Source organism: Mesorhizobium sophorae (assembly GCF_002270415.1).
Taxonomy (GTDB): domain Bacteria; phylum Pseudomonadota; class Alphaproteobacteria; order Rhizobiales; family Rhizobiaceae; genus Mesorhizobium; species Mesorhizobium sophorae.
Window position 1 is genome coordinate 645760 of sequence record NZ_NNRI01000007.1, and the last position, 18228, is coordinate 663987.

Below are 18228 nucleotides of genomic sequence, written 5' to 3' on the forward strand. Positions count from 1 at the left end.
ACAAGAAAAACGACCGCAGAGTCGAACCAACAGAGTGAGGAACTCAACATGTCAAACGAACTGGAATTCCTTAGCCGGCGAGTCGCTTCCGGCAAATTGAGCCGTCGCGATTTTCTCGGTCGGGCGGCAGCACTCGGCGTCACCGCGACCTTCGCCAACTCGCTGCTTTCAGGTGCGGCGCGCGCTGCCGGCCCGGTCAAGGGCGGCACGCTGAAGGCCGGCCTCGTCGGCGGTGAATCCACCAACAGCCTCGATCCGGCGCTGATGATGACGCAGGTGCCGTTCGCCTTCGGCAAGTGCTGGGGCGAAATGATCGTCGAGCTTTCGCCGGAAGGCAAGCTGGAGAACCGCATCGCCGAGGAGATCGGCTCCTCGGACGACGCCAAGGTGTGGACGTTGAAGATCCGCGACGGCGTCGAATTCCACAATGGCAAGACGGTGACCGCGGCAGACGTCGCCGCGACGCTCGAGCGCCATTCGGACGAAAAGTCGAAATCCGGCGCGCTCGGCTACATGAAGGGCATCGAGACCATCAAGGCGAGCGGCAAGGAAGTGGTGCTGACGCTGAAGGAGGCCAACGCCGACCTGCCCTATCTGCTCAGCGACTATCACCTGATCGTGCAGCCGAACGGCGGCAAGGACAAGCCGGATGCCGGCATCTCGGCCGGCCCGTACGTGGTCAAGACCAACGAGCCAGGCGTGCGCCATGGCGGCGAGCGCTTCGCCAATTACTGGCAGGGCGACAAGATGGGCCATGCCGACCAGATCGAAGTCATCGTCATCAACGATGCGACCGCACGTACGGCGGCCCTGCAGGGCGGCCAGGTCAACATGATCAACCGCGTCGAGCCGAAGATCGTCGACCTGATCAAGCGCCTGCCGGGTGTCACCATCCGCAACCACGCGGGTCCTGGCCACTACGTGTTCATCATGCACTGCAACACCGCACCGTTCGACAACAACGATCTGCGCATGGCACTCAAGCTTGCCATCGACCGCGAGGAAATGCTGGACAAGATCCTGCGCGGCTACGGCTCGCTCGGCAACGACTTCCCGATCAATTCGTCCTATCCGCTGTTCACCGAGATCGAGCAGCGCAAGTACGATCCCGACAAGGCCAAGTTCCACTACAAGAAGTCGGGCCACGACGGCACCGTGCTGCTGAGAACCTCGGACGTCGCCTTCCCGGGCGCTGTCGATGCATCGCAGCTGTTCCAGCAGAGCGCGGCCAAGGCCGGCATCAAGATCGAGCTCAAGCGCGAGCCTGGCGACGGCTACTGGAACGAGGTCTGGAACAAGCAGCCCTTCTGCGCCTCCTACTGGGGCGGCCGCTCGACGCAGGACCAGATGTACTCGACCGCCTATCTGTCGACCGCCGACTGGAACGACACGCGTTTCAAGCGTCCGGACTTCGACAAGATGGTGCTGGCTGCGCGCGCCGAACTCGACGAGACCAAGCGCAAGCAGATGTACCATGACATGGCTGTCCTAGTGCGCGACGAGGGTGGCCTGATCCTGCCGATGTTCAACCAGTTCATCGATGCGACCGGCGCCAAAGTCGATGGCTGGGTCGATGATCCGCATCAGGAATTGATGAACGGCTACGCCCTGGCGAAGTGCTGGCTCCAGGCCTGAGCCCGGCTTTGCGGATATGTCTTCACCCATCCTGAAGCTAATTGCCCAGCGCATTGCGCTGGGCATCGTCCTGTTGTTGGCCGTTTCGGTCCTGATCTTCGCCGGCACCCAGATCCTGCCCGGCGACGTTGCGCAAGCCATTCTCGGACAATCGGCAACACCGGAGTCGCTCGCCAATTTGCGCGAGCAGCTCGGCCTCAACGATCCGGCCTATATCAGGTATTTCCGCTGGCTCGGCGGCGTGCTCACCGGCGATCTTGGCACAGCCATGTCGAGCGGCCAGGACATCGCGACGTCGATCAAGGACCGGCTGTGGAACACGCTGTTTCTCGCCTTCTGGGCGGCGATCGTCGCCGTGCCGCTGGCGATTATCCTCGGGCTGATCGCGGTGCGCTACCGCAATGGCTGGGTCGACAAGCTGATCTCCGGACTGGCGTTGGCCTCGACCTCGTTTCCCGAATTCTTCATCGGCTATGTGTTGGTTTATTTCTTTGCCGTGAAATGGCAGATCTTCCCCGGCATTTCGACCGTCTATGACGGCATGCCGTTCGGGGAGCGCATGCAGGCGATCGCCTTGCCGGCGACGGCGCTGACGCTGGTGGTGCTGGCCCACATGATGCGCATGACGCGCGCGGCGATCCTCAACGTCATGCAGTCGGCCTATGTCGAGACGGCCGAACTGAAAGGCCTGTCGGCATTCAACGTCATCCGCAGGCACGCCTTTCCCAACGCGATCGCGCCGATCATCAACGTCGTGATGCTCAACCTCGCCTATCTGATCGTCGGCGTTGTCGTGGTCGAGGTGATCTTCGTCTACCCGGGCATGGGGCAGTATCTCGTCGACCACGTCACCAAGCGCGATGTGCCGGTGGTGCAAGCGGTCGGCCTGATCTTCGCCGCCGTCTACATCAGCCTGAACATCATTGCGGACATAGGGGCTATCGTCGCCAATCCACGTCTCAGACATCCAAAATAGGGGGCGGATATGCTCGATATCAAACGCATCCCCATCCCCGCGCTGATCGGCATCGTGCTGACGTCACTGTTCGTTCTGGCGGCGCTCTTCGCACCCTGGATCGCGCCACACGGCAATGGCGAGATCGTCGGCGACGTCTGGGAACCGATGTCGGCAACGCATTGGCTGGGCACCGACAATCTCGGTCGCGACCTCCTGTCGCGCATGATCTACGGCGCTCGCATCACGCTCTTCATCGCCGTGCTTGCCACGGCGCTGTCATTCTCGCTCGGCGCCATCCTCGGCTTCTCCGCGGCGGTGTTTGGCGGCTGGTTCGATACGCTTTTGTCGCGCCTCGTCGATCTCCTGATGTCGATCCCGACGCTGATCATGGCCCTCGTCGTGCTCTCCGTGCTGCCGACCAACCTGGTGACGCTGATCCTGGTGATGGGCGTTCTGGACTCGACCCGCGTCTATCGCCTGTCACGGGCCGTCGCCGTCGACATCAACGTCATGGACTATGTCGAGGCGGCAAAGCTGCGCGGCGAAGGCAGCGCCTGGATCATTTTCCGCGAGATCCTGCCAAACGCGCTGTCGCCGCTGGTTTCGGAACTCGGCCTGCGCTTCATCTATGCCGTGCTGTTCCTGTCGACGCTGTCGTTCCTCGGCCTTGGCGTCCAGCCGCCGGATGCGGACTGGGGCGGCATGGTCAAGGAAAACAAGGACGGTATCGTCTTCGGCATCGCAGCCGCGCTCATCCCGGCGGCGGCAATCGCCATGCTGGCGATTTCCGTCAACCTGGTTGCGGACTGGGTGCTCAACCGGACGACCAGCCTGAAGGGAGGACGCGGGTGATGGCTGACAGCAAAGCGAACTCTGGCCTCCTGCTCGACATCCGCAATCTGCGCATCGAAGCCACTGTCTTCCCGCCAGGCGAGCCGCCGAAGAACATCGTGCTGGTGCACGATGTCTCGCTGACCCTGCAAAAAGGCAAGGTGCTTGGCCTGATCGGCGAATCCGGCGCCGGGAAGTCGACCATTGGCCTGTCGTCCATGGGCTATGGCCGCGGTGGTGTGCGCATCACCGGCGGCGAGGTGATCCTCAACGGCCGCGATATCCTCAAGGGCGGCAAGGACGGCTTCCGCAAGCTGCGCGGCCGTGAGGTCTGCTACGTCGCGCAATCGGCGGCCGCCGCCTTCAACCCGGCGCACAAGCTGATGGACCAGGTGGTGGAAGCCACCCTGCTGCACGGTACGGCGACACGCGCCGAGGCGGAGAAGCGCGCCGTTGCGCTGTTCAAGAAGCTCAGCCTGCCCAACCCCGAAACCATCGGCGAGCGCTTTCCGCACCAGGTCTCGGGCGGCCAGCTGCAGCGCGTGATGACGGCGATGGCGCTTTGCTCCGAGCCGGACCTGATCGTCTTCGACGAGCCGACCACGGCGCTCGACGTGACGACGCAGATCGACGTGCTAGCGGCGATCAAGGACGCCATCCGCGACACGCATGTGGCGGCGCTCTACATCACCCACGATCTTGCCGTCGTCGCCCAGGTTTCGGACGAGATCATGGTGCTTCGCCATGGCCGGCTGGTCGAATGGGGTGGCACCCGGCAGATCATCAAGGAGCCGCGCCAGGAATACACCAACGCGCTTGTGTCGGTGCATGAGATCGAGCACGCCGAGCAGAAGCCCGGCACGACACCGTTCCTGTCGGTGAAGAACGTCACCGCCGCCTATGGCCGCAGCCATATCAAAGTGCTGAAGAACGTCTCGGTCGACATCTATCCGGGCCAGACGCTGGCCGTAGTCGGCGAATCCGGCTCCGGCAAGTCGACGCTGGCACGCGCCATCACCGGGCTTTTGCCACCCGAGGAAGGAACTGTCACCTTCGACGGGCGCCCGCTGGCAAACCGGCTGGCCGACCGGCCGAAGGAGGACCTGCGCCAGCTGCAGATGATCTACCAGATGGCCGACGTGGCGATGAACCCGCGCCAGACCGTCGGCACCATCATCGGCCGGCCGCTGGAGTTCTATTTCGGCATACGCGGCCGCGAGCGCGACAAACGCGTCGCCGAACTGCTCGATAAGATCGAGATGGGCAAGGGCTTTTCCGATCGCTACCCGGCCGAGCTTTCCGGCGGCCAGAAGCAGCGCGTCTGCATCGCCCGTTCACTCGCCGCCAAGCCGAAGCTGATCATCTGCGACGAGGTGACCTCGGCGCTCGATCCACTAGTGGCGCATGGCATCCTGAAGCTGCTGCTCGAGCTGCAGAAGGAAGAAAACGTCGCCTATCTGTTCATCACGCATGACCTGGCCACGGTGAAGTCGATCGCCGATTCGATCGCTGTGATGTATCGCGGCGAAGTGGTGCGCTATGGCCCGAAGAGCAAGGTGCTGAGCCCACCCTTCGACGACTATACTGACCTTCTGCTGTCGTCGGTCCCCGAGATGGAGATCGGCTGGCTGGAAAAGGCGATCAAGGGACGGCGCATGGCGAGCGCGGGGAACTAGGGCAATTCCAGGAAAAGTGTGAACCATTTTCCGTCCGGATTGCGTCAAAGCACAGGGATAGACCCGACCCGCTGGTCCAGGCACGCCTGCCGTCATCCGCATGCAACACTAGATTGCCACACGTCCCTTTGGACGGGCGCCGACCGTGTGACGTTGTTTTAGAAAAGGGGGTAGGACATGAACACTGAACTCGACCATCTCGCTGAACTCGCCGGACAGGGCCGGATATCGCGTCGCGACTTCCTCGGCCGCACCGCGGCACTTGGCGTCTCGGCGGCACTGGCCACGACGCTGGCCGGCAAGGCCTTCGCCCAGACGCCGGTCAAGGGCGGCATCATCAAGGCCGGACTGCAAGGCGGCGAATCGACCAACAGCCTCGACCCGGCGCTGAACCTCAGCCAGGTCACCTACAATTTCGGCAAGCAGTGGGGCGAATTCCTCGTGCGCCTGACACCCGAAGGCGGCGTCCAGAACCTGATCGCCGAGGAGATCGGTGCTTCCGATGACGCCAAGACCTGGACCATCAAGGTGCGCGACGGCATCGAATTCCACAACGGCAAAACCGTAACCGCCGAGGATGTCGCGGCCACGCTTGAGCGCCACGCCGACGAAAAATCGAAATCGGGCGCGCTCGGCGTGCTGAAGAACATCAAAGCCATCAAGCCGAGCGGCAAGGAAGTGATCGTCACGCTCGGCGACGCCGATGCCGACTTTCCCTATCTGATGGCCGACTACCACCTTGTCATCCAGCCGAATGGCGGCAAGGACAATCCCAACGCCGGCATCAGCGCCGGGCCTTACAAGGTCACCGTCAACCAGCCCGGCGTGCGCCATGGCGGCGAGCGCTTTGCCAATTACTGGCAGGGCGACAAGCTGGGCCATGCCGACCAGATTGAGATCGTCGTCATCAACGACGCGACCGCGCGGCTGGCTGCCTTGCAAGGTGGACAGGTGCAGCTGATCAACCGCGTCGAGCCGAAAGTGGTCGATCTGGTCAAGCGCATCCCCGGCGTCACCATCGAGAACGTGTCGGGCCGAGGCTACTATCCGTTCAACATGTTCTGCGACACCGCGCCCTTCGACAACAGCGACCTGAGGATGGCGCTGAAGCTGGCCATGGACCGCGATGAATTGCTGGAGAAGATCCTGCGCGGCTATGGCTCGGTCGGTAACGACTTCCCGATCAACGAAGCCTATCCGCTGTTTTCGAGCGATATCGAACAGCGTAAGTTCGACCCGGAAAAGGCTGCGGCAGCCTACAAGAAGTCCGGCCACAGCGGCTCGATCCTGCTGCGCACCTCCGACGTCGCCTTCCCAGGCGCCGTCGATGCGGCCCAGCTCTACCAGCAGTCCTGCGCCAAGGCCGGCATCAAGATCGAGATCAAGCGCGAGCCCGGCGACGGCTACTGGTCGGAGGTCTGGAACAAGCAGCCCTTCTCGCTCTCCTACTGGGGCGGGCGGCCGACGCAGGACCAGATGTATTCCACCGGCTATGTCTCGACCGCCGACTGGAACGACACGCGTTTCAAGCGGCCGGAATTCGACAAGATGCTGTATACCGCCCGCGCCGAGCTCGACCAGGCCAAGCGCAAGGCGATCTACCACGACATGGCGGTGCTGATGCGCGACGAAGGCGGGCTGATCGTGCCGTTCTTCAACCAGTTCATCGACGCTGCCGCCACCAACAAGATCGCCGGCTACGTCAAAAACCCGAACGGCGAGATGATGGACGGTTATGCCCTTGGCGCGTGCTGGCTGACCGCCTAGCCTTTCCTGCCTATTGGTTCATAAACGGAACGCCGTGTGCCCAGCGGTGCACGGCGTTCTGATTTCAACTGGTCAATCGCAGGGAGCCGCCCGTGGCGCTCAAGACAAAACTTTTGCTGATCATCCTCGATGGCGTCCCCTACAGGAACTGGCGCCGGCTGATGGGCAATCTCGAGGGCTGGGTGCAATCGGGCGAGGCAAGCGTCTGGAAGATGCGCTCGGTGCTGCCGTCGACCTCCGCCTGCTGCTACGCCTCGATCCACACCGGGGTTTCGCCGCAGGTGCATGGCATCCTGTCCAACGAGAACCGGTTCCGCGTCGAACAACCCGACATCTTCTCCGAAGTCAGCAAGGCTGGCGGCAAGACGGGTGCGGTGACCCATTCCTATTGGTCGGAATTCTTCCGCGCCTATCCCTTCGACCTGGTCGAGGACATGGAATTCGACGAGCCGGGTGGACCGATCACGCATGGCCGGTTCCACACCATGACCGGCTACAACCTTCGCAACCAGATGACGCCGAGCGACGTCGATTTGTTCGCGACGCTGACCATGCTAACCAGGCGCCACGGCATCGATTACGGCATACTGCACACCTGCACGCTGGACTCGATGGGCCACCGCTTCGGCCATGACTGTCACGAGATGGATCATGCCGTCTATGCTATGGACGGCATGCTGGCGGCCTTCCTGCCGCGCTGGATCGAGGCTGGCTACGAGGTGATGGTCACCGCCGACCACGGCCAGACCGATCGCGGCCATCATGGCGGCCATGACGACGAGATGCAGGATTTCGCGCTGTATTATTTCGGGCCCGGCAAGGGACCGCAGGCCGACATGCTGCTCGACCAGCTGCAACTGGCGCCGACCATCTTGGGCCGCCTCGGCGTGCCGGTGCCGGCGACAATGAAGGCGAAGTCTTTCCTGGACTGAAGGGGTGCCGGCGACGCACGCCAACATTGAAAATAAATAGCGAACGCCGACGCCGCCCCTCATCCGCCTGCCGACACCTTCCTTCGGTACGGGAACGTGGAGAAGGGATGGTCTGGCAACCGCCCCACTCTTCGGTTAGCCTCCGCGAATTCCTTGGCGGAGGATGAACCTTTTTGGACCGATCAGCGACAGAGCAGACAGGAGCCAGGCGGCTCGACCGGCCATGACGGCAGCGACGGAGACCGATCGCGCGCTTGTCGACCGGGTCGCGAAGGGCGACCGTGCCGCCGTGCGGCTCCTGTTCATGCGTCACCACGCGCGGGTCTATCGCTTCGTGGCGCGCCAGACGGGATCGGAAATGATGGCAGACGATATCGCGAACGAGGTGTTCCTCGAACTGTGGCGGCAAGCGCCAGGCTTCGAAGGACGCTCCGAAGTCTCGACATGGCTGCTCGGCATCGCCCGGTTCAAGGCGCTGTCTTCGCTGCGCAAGAAAAAGGAAGACTGGATCGACGACGAGGCTGCCGCTGCGGTGCCCGACAGCGCCGACACGCCGGAAGTCGTCACCATGAAGGAAGACAAGGCCGCCGCCTTGCGGCGCTTCGTCGACGCCTTGCCGGAAGAGCACCGCACGGTGATCGACCTTGCCTATTATCATGGGCAGTCGGTGGGCGAGATCGGCGAGGTGCTCGGCATTCCGGTCGCGACCGTCAAGACCCGAATGTTCTACGCCCGCAAGAAACTCGGCGAGGCCCTGAAGGCCGCCGGTTACGACAGGGGGTGGCCATGAGCGCCGCTGAAAAGATGTCGCGCCGCGACGAAATGGAAACGCTGCTGCCGTTCTATCTGAACGGCTCGCTGGAAGGTTCGGACCTGGAAGCCGTCGAGGAATGGCTGGCCAGCGATCCCGCGGCGCTGGCCGCCCTTGGCGAGGCCGAAGCCGAATTCTCCGGCACCACCGCCGCCAACGAAGCGATCCGCCCGCCGGCCGATGCGCTGAGCCGCTTCGCCAAAGTGCTCGACGCCGAGGCCGGACCTGCACGCGCGCAGGCGGGCGCGTCCTGGCTGGCGCAGGCATGGGGCCGCTTCATGGCGGTGCCGGTCGGTGTCGCCTGGGCGGCGGCCGCGGTTCTGCTGGCGCTGATCATCGTGCAGTCGTTTGTTCAGCCCGGCGGCAAGGGCAAGGATTTCGAGATTGCCGGTGCGGAAGGCGATCTGGCGAAAATGCCGTTCGCCCTGGTCAAGTTCAAGCCGGATGCGAAGATGTCGGACATTTCGGGCTTTTTGGGCAACAACGGGCTGAAGATCATCGGCGGACCGACCGCCGATGGCGTGTTCCTGCTTGGTATTCCCGCTGACAACGCCGCCGACTACGCTAAGCAGCTCGGCCTTATTGCCGCCCAGCCCTTCACCGAGACTGTGATCGAGGGAAGGAAACCTGTTGATGGCGGCTGAGGCGGCGGTCATTCGATTTGCGGCAATCCTGGCGGCGGCGATGACAATCGCCGCCGTGCCTGCGTCGGCGCAGACCAACGCCCCCAACCCCGATCCGACGAAAATCGACTGCAGCGACGCGAGCAATGCGGCAAGCGCCGACTGCGCCAAGGATGGCCGCAACACAACGGGCGGATCGGGCGCGGCGCAGTCCGGCGCTGTCTTCCTGCCAGCCCTGATCGTCGATCTGTTCCCCAATCCGGTTGCGCCCCCGGCACCGCCCCCGACGCCACGGCCGGACCCGGCGGAGCCGCCTGCCGACAATCAAGCCGGCCCACCTCCCGGTGGCCCGATCGTCTCGCCGACCGATCTCATCGCCATTCAGCCGCCGCGCGCGGTGGCCGGCGATTTCGTGCCCGACGAAGTGCTGGTGACTGTCGATGGCGATGCCGGCGCCGTGCAGCAGATCGCCGCGTCCTTCGGCCTCGAGGTGCGCTCGCAGCGACAGTCGCGGCTGCTTGGCACCACGCTGGTGCGGTTCGGCATTCCCGATGGCCGCCCCGTCGGCGTCGTGCTGGCGCAATTGGCTGCCGACGGCCGCACCCAGCGGCGCGAACCCAACCATGTCTATTCGCTGCAGCAGGCCGCCAGCATCGTCAACTATGCCTTCGAGCGCATCGCGCTCGATTCCAAACAGGCCAGCGGCGAAAACGTCCGCATCGCGGTGATCGACACTGGCATCGACGACAGCAATCCGGCGCTCTCGGGCGTCATCGCCGGGCAATTCGACGCCATGCCCGACGTGCCTATCGAAAAACGCGATCACGGCACTTCGGTCGACGGGCTGATCGCCGGCGTCGGCGCGCTCGAGGGCATGGCGCCCGGCGCCAGGATCTACCACGCCCGCGCCTTCGAGGGCGGCAAGTCGACCATGGACGTCATCCTGTCGGCGCTCGACTGGGCGGCGAGCCAGGACGTGCGCATCATCAACATGAGCTTCGTCGGACCGAAGAACGACCTGCTCGGCGTTGCCTGCCGCAATGCGCGGGCGCTCGGCATCGTGCTGGTCGCCGCCGCCGGCAACAACGGGCCGAAGGCGCCCTATGGCTACCCGGCGGCCTTCGACGGCGTCATCGCGGTGACCGCCACCGACGCCAAGGACGGGCTGATGCCGCAGGCCAATCGCGGTGCCTATGTCTTCATCTCGGCGCCTGGCGTCGAGATGGTGGCGCCGAGCGGCGCCGGCTCGGACGTGGTCACCGGCACCTCGTTCGCGGCAGCGATCGTCACCGGCGCCATTGCCAATCTCATCCATGCCGCGCCCGACCGCTCGGCCGACGGCATCGAGAAGGCGCTGGCGGCAACGGCCAGGGATCTCGGCCCCAAGGGCCGCGACAATGATTTCGGCTACGGCCTGCTCGACATCAAGGCCGCCGAGGCGGCGAAGGAGTAGTCCGCGACAGGGCTCAAGCCGCGGTTTGCCGAGGACGCACCAGAAAATAGAATGCGGCGATGTGCGTGATCATCAGCAGCGGAACATAGATGACCGGGATCGCGTAGGTGGCGCCCAATTCCCCCGCGCGAACGGGAAGGTCGATCTGGACGGCATGGTAATAGTCAACGATGAGGTCGACTATCCCGACGAGATTGAAGGCGACGACGAACGCCCAGAACAGCCGAGGTATCCTCACGGTGAGCAGCGCCAGCATGGCCAGCACCCCTGTCGCGAAGTCGCCATAGGCGGCGAACACGGCGAAGCTGGCCGGCAGATCGGGGCTGACGACGCCCGGGACGAGGAAGACGAGCCCGAAGAAGCGGAAGCTGTGCAAGGTAGCAATAGCGCGTTGCGACGCGACCCGGTCCATCGACCTCAGCCACGGCAGACCGTAGGCACTGAGGCAAAGCAGCCACGCGACATAGCCCAGAACGAGATGGGTTTGGAACAGGAATTCCGTAGACATTTGGCCTCCTCTCAACGGTTGGTTCACGCAGCCTCGAGCACCGCGGTCAGGACGCCGAGCCGGCCTTCCATCAGATTTCTCCCCAGGTTGGTCGCAAGCTCCGCGAAGTCAGGCCCCATCACCACGCCGAGATTTGGCGAAGGCGGCGGCCCCGAAACGCGGAGCTGTGCGAACCACGCCTTGGCAACCTCGGTGTCGTCTTGCCATGTCAGTATGCGGAAGCCGGCTGATTCGATCGCCTCGCGCGTCGCACCGATGGTCATGAGAAAGCTCGTCGCCGGCGTTCGCGCCCATGGGAGCGGGTAGTGTGGCTCGCCCATGGCCAAGACGACGTCGAAGGTGGCAAACCTGCCGCCTGGCTTCAGCACGCGCCTAATCCCGCGATAGAGCTGCGCCCGGTCGGAGATGTTCATCGCCACATGCTGCAGCAGCACGATGTCGAAACGGCCATCATCGAATGGGAGCTCCAGTGCACTGGCGGTCTGGAACGACAGCTGCCCGCTCTGTCCCGTGCGGTCGGTCAGATAACGCGCGGCATCCACGAAAGGCTCGCTGATATCCACGCCAGTGACCCGGCAACCATAGGTCGCGGCCAGGAAGCGCGCCGGCCCGCCGATGCCCGAACCGACATCCAGCACTGACATGCCGGCGGCGATCCCCGCCAATTGGGCAAGCTCGGCGGTGGCGGCAAGCCCACGGGTATGAAATTGGTCAAGGGCGCCCAATTGCTGGGGCGTGAGAAGTTGATCATCCGGGCCAAGGGCAGCCAGTACCGTCTTCAGCCGCTCAGTCAGGCCGGTCGCGCGATAGTGGTCGCGCACTCCATCAAGTTCATCGGTCATTGCAAGATGTCTCCAGGCTTCACCTCCTACCTAAGCCCGCTTCCATAATTCGACTATCCGCTGTAATCACAACAGCCCATGAAGCAGAACTACACAGTCCGACACGGTGCGCTGGAGGGCGTCGAGGCGTTCCTGGCTGTCGCCAGGCACCGCAACTTCCGCCGTGCCGCCGCGGACCTCGGCGTGACACCGTCCGCCGTGAGCCAGGCGGTGCGCGCGCTGGAAGCGCGTATGGGCACGGCGCTGTTCGTCCGCACGACGCGCAGCGTCGGCTTGACCGAGCCTGGCCAACGGTACCTCGACCGTGCCGGCCCTGCCTTCGAGGAACTCGTCGCTGCCGGCGAGGCGGTGCGCGACGCCAGCCAGCGGCCGACCGGGCTGCTGCGCCTGTCCGTGCCCCGCGCCGTCGTGCCGTTGATCCTGGAGCCGATGATCGCATCGTTCTGCCGAGCCTATCCCGAGATCGAGCTGGAGATCGCCGCGAGCGACGAGATGGTCGATCTCGCGACCGGCGGGTTCGATGCCGGTATCCGCCTTGGCCAGTTCATCGCGGCTGACATGGTGGCGGTGCGGCTCACGCCGCCATTCGCGTTCGTGGTCGTCGGCAGCCCTGACTATCTCGAGCGCCACGGCCGCCCCCAGCGTGTCGACGACTTGCGCCACCACGCCTGCTTGCGCTTGCGCCGTTCGAACGGCGCGATCGCGCCCTGGTCCTTCGTCGACGGCAACGAGGCGATCGAGGCGATGGTCTCAGGCCCGTTGATCGCACACGACTATCCGACGCTGCTCGGTGCCGCCATGCAGGGCGTCGGGCTGGCGCAGACGCCTCGACCCGTTGCCGAAGGTCCGATCGCCGAAGGAAAACTTAAGTCGGTACTGGACGACGTTGCCGCCTCGACGCCGGGCGTCTTCCTCTATCATCACGGCAGGCGCCAGGTCTTGCCGAAGCTGCGCGCCTTCATCGATCACCTCAAATCCCCGGCCTGAGACGCCGGCCAACTGTCGTTCGGAGTTGTCCGGTCCCTAGGCCGGCGCACCGGCGACTGAGCCTCGGACCACCAGGTCGACCGGCCAGACCTCGCCGCGGGCGCCCTCTTCCAGTCCAGAAATCCGCGCTGCCAGCCGCTCGGCGACGCGCGCGCCGGCGAGACGGATCGACGAGCGCGTCGTCGACAGCGGCACGGAGAAGTTCTCCGGCCTCAGCCAGGGGAAAACGTCGTCATGGGCGATCAGCGATATGTCGCCTGGAATGGTCAGGCCGAGATCGCGCACCGCGCGCACCACGCCCAGCGCCATGATCAGGCTGGAGCAGACGATTGCTGTCGGCGCATCGCCCGCCTCCAGCAAGCGCCTGGTGGCGCGATAGCCGTTCTCTTCGGTCATGACCACCGAGCAGACATGGCGTTCGCCCAATGCCAGCCCGCTCGCCGCCAATGCCCGGCGCACGCCGCGCTCGCGATGGATGGCAAAGGTCTCGCGGTCGTCACCGTTGATCAGCGCCAGCCGCCGGTGGCCGAGCTGGATGAGCAGCCGCGATGCCTCGTGAAAGGCGCCTTCATTGTCGATGTCGGTGAAAGGATAGTCGAAATCAAAGCCTTCGCTGCGGCCATGGACGATGAAGGGAATGCCGAGCGTGTTGACCAGCCCCACGCGGCGGTCGGCGGGCCTCGGCGAGGAGATATAGACGGCGTCGACCTGCCGGTTGGCGACGATGCGCCGGTAGGTCGTTTCCTGGTCGTCGGCGTCGGCCGGCGACAGCACCAGGTCCAATTCATGCGAGCGGGCATAGTCGCCGAGGCCGGATAGGAACTCGACGAAATGCGGATCGATATCGACGGACGCACCGGTCGGCAGGACATAGCCGATCATTCCGGTCTTGCCCGTCGCCAGCCGGCGCGCGCTGGGGTTGGGGCGATAGCCATGGCGCTTGGCGGCGTCCATCACCCGCCGGCGCGTCTCCTCGTTGACCTCGGGATAGCCGTTCAAGGCACGGCTTACCGTGGTCTGCGAAAGCGCCAGCATATGGGCGAGCTGCTTGAGGTTCACAGGAGGCCTCCGCGCCTCAAAGCGCTTTTAATTCGATTGGATCCGAGCGTCACGCGGGACGCAGCGATTTGAAGACAAGCATAGGCGCGCTTTGGGCGAGTTTGAAACAAAAATTGCTGCTGCACCGCCATAAATACATGCTGCAGCGCACTTTTTACACGTCGCCAGCTCAAAATTAAATCGATTAGTCGGTCACCCTCTTGACTTCCGAGCGATTCAATGGCGAGATCAAAAAAGCCAAAGCGCTTTGGAAGACTCTTCGAAAGGTTGCGGTTCCTTTCCGACTGAGTCACAGTCCTGCGGCGTCGGCGGGCGGAATGGAGGTTCCGTCCGGTGTTTGTGGCCCACTGGGAGGAATACCGATGAAGAAATTGCTTTTGCTGGGTGCTGCGTTTGCCACGCTCGCCCTGAACGCGCCCGCGCATGCCGAACTGAAGTTCAAGCCGGGCGAGGATCCCCGCTTCAACTGGGCGAATTACGAAGAGCTCGAGAAAGTCGATCTCAAGGGTGAGACGCTGTCGATCTTCGGACCGTGGCGCGGTGAGGACGAAGGCCTGGTGCGCGGCGTTCTCGACTATTTCTCGGAAGCCACCGGCGTCGAGATCAAATACTCCTCCTCGGAGAACTATGAACAGCAGATCGTCATCGACACGCAGGCCGGCAGCCCGCCCAACATCGCCGTGTTGCCGCAGCCGGGCCTGATCCAGGACCTGGCATCGAAGGGCCTGCTGACGCCACTGGGCGACGACACCGCCAAATGGGTCAAGGACAATTACGGCGCCGGCCAGTCATGGGTCGACCTCGGCACCTTCAAGGACAAGGACGGCAAGCCGGGCTTCTTCGCCTTCCCCTACAAGGCCGACGTGAAGTCGCTGGTCTGGTACTCGCCGGACAATTTCGAGGAAGCCGGCTACAAGGTGCCGAAGACGCAGGAAGAACTCGCCGATCTCGAAAAGAAGATCATCGCCGATGGCGGCAAGCCGTGGTGCATCGGCCTCGGCTCCGGCGGCGCCACCGGCTGGCCGGCGACCGACTGGGTCGAAGACCTGATGCTGCGCACCCAGGCGCCTGACGTCTACGACAAATGGGTGAAGAACGAGATCCCGTTCAACGATCCCGCGGTGGTCAACGCCATCGACATCTTCGGCAAGATCGCGACCGACGACAAGATGGTCGACGGCGGCGCCAAGGCTGTTGCGGCGACCGACTTCCGCGACAGCCCGAAGGGCCTCTTCTCGGTGCCGCCGAAGTGCTACCTGCACCATCAGGCGTCGTTCATCCCGACCTTCTTCCCGGAAGGCACCAAGGTCGGCCAGGACGCGGACTTCTTCTACTTCCCGCCCTATGCCTCCAAGCCTGAACTGGGCACGCCGGTGCTCGGCGCCGGTACGCTGGCGATGATCACCAAGGACTCAAAGGCAGCGCGCGCCTTCATCGAATTCCTGAAGATGCCGCTCGCCCACGAGATCTGGATGGCCGAGGGCGGTTTCGTGACGCCGTTCAAGGGCGTCAACAAGGCTGCCTATGCCAGCGACGCGCTGAGGAAGCAGGGCGAAATCCTCGCCAATGCCTCGACCTTCCGCTTCGACGGTTCCGACCTGATGCCGGGCAAGATCGGCGCCGGCGCCTTCTGGACCGGCATGATCGACCTGGTCGGCGGCAAGTCCGCACAGGATGTCGCCACCGACATCCAGAAGAGCTGGGACGCGATCAAGTAGCGGCCGGCAAGCGGGGGCCTGTCCGGCTCGGCGATCAAAACGGCCGAGCCTGCCATTCTCGCACTGGATCCGGACCCTACCGGCCCGGATCCGACGGCGGCCCGTGCCGCAGCCTTTCGTCATGAGCGCATTGACATAAAGCGCGATCGGCATGTGAGCAGGTTTTCCGCCGCCGACGACGCTCCAACAACTGAATCGGCGCCTGGTCCCGTCACCAAGGTCATTCCTTGTCGGATCATGCGCAGGGAGAGGGACCCATGGCGGCTCAGATTTTCTCGGCCATATTCGTCATCATCGTCGGGGTCGGCGGTTGCGTCGCCTATTTCTGGGGCGCCAACAAGCTGGTCGACCTGATATTCCCGTCGCGCGGCGTCGCCGGCGCCGCTGCCATCGATAATCTGCGCCGGCAAGGGCTGGTCAGGCCGTGGCTGTTCGTCGGTCCGGCGATGATCATCCTGACCATCTACCTCATCTATCCAGTGGTCGAGACGCTGCGGCTGTCGTTCCTCGATCGCGGCGGCATAAACTTCGTCGGCCTCGCCAACTATGAATGGGCGTTCGGCGATCGCGAGTTCCGCAACTCGATCCTCAACAACATCGTCTGGCTGGCGGTGGTGCCGGCCGCCTGCACCTTCCTCGGGCTGATCATCGCCGTGCTCACCGACAAGATCTGGTGGGGCACGGTCGCCAAGAGCCTGATCTTCCTGCCGTTGGCGATCTCCTTCGTCGGCGCCAGCGTCATCTGGAAATTCATCTACGAGTACCGTGGCGAGGGCCAGACCCAGATCGGCCTGCTCAACGCCATCATCCAGCATTTCGGCGGCCAGCCGCAGGTCTGGATATCACTGCCGTTCTGGAACAATTTCTTCCTGATGGTGATCCTGATCTGGATCCAGACCGGCTTTGCCATGGTCATCCTGTCTTCGGCGTTGCGCGGCATCCCGGAAGAAACTCTGGAAGCCGCCGTCATTGACGGCGCCAATCCGTTCCAAATCTTCTGGAAGATCATGGTGCCGCAGATCTGGGGCACCATCGCCGTCGTCTGGACGACGATCACCATCCTGGTGCTCAAAGTGTTCGACATCGTGCTGACCATGACCAACGGCCAGTGGAACAGCCAGGTGCTGGCCAACCTGATGTTCGACTGGATGTTCCGTGGCGGCGGCGATTTCGGCCGCGGCGCCACCATCGCCATCATCATCATGATCGCGGTCATTCCGATCATGGTCTGGAACATCCGCCAGGCGAACAAAGAGACGGGAGGACATTGAGATGGCCGTTGCGACCGGAAATTCCTTCGCCAGCCGCTTCGGCGTCCATATTGCCGTCCTCATCTTCGTCGCCATCTGGACCATACCGACGCTCGGCATCCTGGTCTCGTCGCTGCGCGACAAGGACCAGATCATCGCCTCGGGCTGGTGGAACTCGTTCTCCAGTTCCACCCAGACGGAAGCCGGCCGCCTGCCGGCTGCCTCGATGCAAGTCGAAAAGGACGGCAAGTTCGTCCTTCAAGGCAACATCTTCGGCAACAGCCCTGTCCGCAACATCAGCGCTTTCGGCGTCAAGTCGGCAGCACCAACGCAATACCCCGCCGGCACATCGGCCGATCTCGGCGACGGCGTCACCCTGCAGCTCAATGCCGACGGCAGTTTCATCATGCAATCGCCGAAGGCCTTCGAAGGCGATCGCGGCCAGCGCGTCTATTATGCCTCGTCGGCGCCACCGAAATTCACCACCGACAACTACAAGACCGTGCTGTTTTCGGAAGGCATCGGACGGTCGTTCATGAATTCGCTGACCGTCACCATACCGGCGACCGTCATCCCGATCCTGATCGCCGCCTTTGCCGCCTATGCACTGGCCTGGATGCGCTTTCCCGGCCGAGCGCTGCTGATCGCGGTCATCATCGGCCTGCTGGTGGTGCCGCTGCAGATGTCGCTGATCCCGCTGCTGAAGCTCTACAACGGCGTCGGCGCCTTCTTCGGCATGCCGTCGAAAACCTATCTCGGCATCTGGCTGGCGCATACCGGCTTCGGCCTGCCCTTCGCCATCTACCTGCTGCGCAGCTACATTGCCGGACTGCCGCGCGAAATCATGGAATCGGCGCGCATCGACGGCGCCAGCGATTTCGAGATCTTCGTCAAGATCGTGCTGCCGCTGTCCTTCCCGGTGCTGGCCTCGTTTGCCATCTTCCAATTCCTGTGGGTATGGAACGATCTGCTGGTCGCGATGGTTTTCCTGGGTACGGAGGCAGACCAGATCGTGCTGACCGCCAAGCTCAATGCGCTGCTTGGCTCACGGGGCGGCGACTGGGAGATCCTGACGACGTCGGCTTTCGTGACCATCATCGTGCCGCTGATCGTGTTCTTCTCGCTGCAGCGCTATTTTGTCCGCGGGCTGCTTGCCGGCTCGGTGAAAGGAGGCTGAG

16 protein-coding genes are annotated in these 18228 nt (G+C 63.6%); 13 read left to right on the forward strand and 3 right to left on the reverse strand.

Features of this window, described 5'->3' with window-relative positions:
• Positions 1-48: 48 nt before the first annotated feature.
• From CGZ66_RS07450 to CGZ66_RS07490, 9 genes are all read left to right on the forward strand, one after another.
• Positions 49-1635 (forward strand): ABC transporter substrate-binding protein, encoded by a 1587-nt coding sequence (locus tag CGZ66_RS07450; RefSeq protein ID WP_095083043.1) that lies wholly within the window; start codon positions 49-51, stop codon positions 1633-1635.
• A gap of 16 nt (positions 1636-1651) precedes the next feature.
• Positions 1652-2611 (forward strand): ABC transporter permease, encoded by a 960-nt coding sequence (locus tag CGZ66_RS07455; protein ID WP_095083045.1) that lies wholly within the window; start codon positions 1652-1654, stop codon positions 2609-2611.
• A gap of 9 nt (positions 2612-2620) precedes the next feature.
• A complete protein-coding gene (locus tag CGZ66_RS07460) occupies positions 2621-3445 on the forward strand; it encodes an ABC transporter permease (protein WP_095083047.1) in 825 nt (274 codons plus the stop codon).
• Entirely contained in the window at positions 3445-5100 is a 1656-nt protein-coding gene (locus CGZ66_RS07465) for an ABC transporter ATP-binding protein (RefSeq protein ID WP_095083048.1), read from the forward strand. The genes CGZ66_RS07460 and CGZ66_RS07465 overlap by 1 nt, the downstream gene beginning before the upstream one ends.
• Positions 5101-5277: 177 nt before the next feature.
• Complete coding sequence (locus tag CGZ66_RS07470; protein WP_095083050.1) at positions 5278-6867, forward strand: ABC transporter substrate-binding protein; 1590 nt, start codon at positions 5278-5280, stop codon at positions 6865-6867.
• A gap of 92 nt (positions 6868-6959) precedes the next feature.
• Complete coding sequence (locus CGZ66_RS07475; protein WP_095083052.1) at positions 6960-7799, forward strand: alkaline phosphatase family protein; 840 nt, start codon at positions 6960-6962, stop codon at positions 7797-7799.
• A gap of 223 nt (positions 7800-8022) precedes the next feature.
• Positions 8023-8589, forward strand: coding sequence for a sigma-70 family RNA polymerase sigma factor (locus CGZ66_RS07480; RefSeq protein ID WP_095084313.1), 567 nt, complete (start codon positions 8023-8025; stop codon positions 8587-8589).
• Positions 8586-9254: an anti-sigma factor gene (locus CGZ66_RS07485; protein ID WP_095083054.1), complete on the forward strand. Its 669-nt coding sequence runs from the start codon at positions 8586-8588 to the stop codon at positions 9252-9254. The genes CGZ66_RS07480 and CGZ66_RS07485 overlap by 4 nt, the downstream gene beginning before the upstream one ends.
• Positions 9244-10686 (forward strand): S8 family serine peptidase, encoded by a 1443-nt coding sequence (locus CGZ66_RS07490; protein ID WP_095083056.1) that lies wholly within the window; start codon positions 9244-9246, stop codon positions 10684-10686. The genes CGZ66_RS07485 and CGZ66_RS07490 overlap by 11 nt, the downstream gene beginning before the upstream one ends.
• 13 nt (positions 10687-10699) lie before the next feature.
• Here the strand turns inward: CGZ66_RS07490 and CGZ66_RS07495 are convergent, their stop codons facing one another.
• Together CGZ66_RS07495 and CGZ66_RS07500 are read right to left on the reverse strand one after the other, a co-directional pair.
• Positions 10700-11194, reverse strand: coding sequence for a hypothetical protein (locus tag CGZ66_RS07495; protein WP_095083057.1), 495 nt, complete (start codon positions 11192-11194; stop codon positions 10700-10702).
• Positions 11195-11217: 23 nt separating this feature from the next.
• The gene (locus CGZ66_RS07500; protein ID WP_095083059.1) at positions 11218-12036 is read right to left on the reverse strand and encodes a class I SAM-dependent methyltransferase; all 819 of its coding nucleotides are present in this window, start codon (positions 12034-12036) and stop codon (positions 11218-11220) included.
• Positions 12037-12114: 78 nt separating this feature from the next.
• Between CGZ66_RS07500 and CGZ66_RS07505 the strand changes: the two genes are divergently transcribed.
• Entirely contained in the window at positions 12115-13023 is a 909-nt protein-coding gene (locus CGZ66_RS07505) for a LysR family transcriptional regulator (protein ID WP_095083061.1), read from the forward strand.
• A gap of 36 nt (positions 13024-13059) precedes the next feature.
• Here CGZ66_RS07505 and CGZ66_RS07510 read toward each other — a convergent pair whose 3' ends face one another.
• Entirely contained in the window at positions 13060-14082 is a 1023-nt protein-coding gene (locus CGZ66_RS07510; protein WP_095083064.1) for a substrate-binding domain-containing protein, read from the reverse strand.
• A 362-nt stretch (positions 14083-14444) separates the two neighbouring features.
• Here CGZ66_RS07510 and CGZ66_RS07515 point away from each other — a divergent pair, with 362 nt between their 5' ends.
• From CGZ66_RS07515 to CGZ66_RS07525, 3 genes are all read left to right on the forward strand, one after another.
• Complete coding sequence (locus CGZ66_RS07515) at positions 14445-15800, forward strand: ABC transporter substrate-binding protein (RefSeq protein WP_095083066.1); 1356 nt, start codon at positions 14445-14447, stop codon at positions 15798-15800.
• A gap of 257 nt (positions 15801-16057) precedes the next feature.
• Positions 16058-17071: a carbohydrate ABC transporter permease gene (locus CGZ66_RS07520; protein ID WP_095083068.1), complete on the forward strand. Its 1014-nt coding sequence runs from the start codon at positions 16058-16060 to the stop codon at positions 17069-17071.
• A 1-nt stretch (position 17072) separates the two neighbouring features.
• A complete protein-coding gene (locus CGZ66_RS07525; protein WP_095083070.1) occupies positions 17073-18227 on the forward strand; it encodes a carbohydrate ABC transporter permease in 1155 nt (384 codons plus the stop codon).
• The last annotated feature ends 1 nt before the right edge of the window (position 18228 follow it).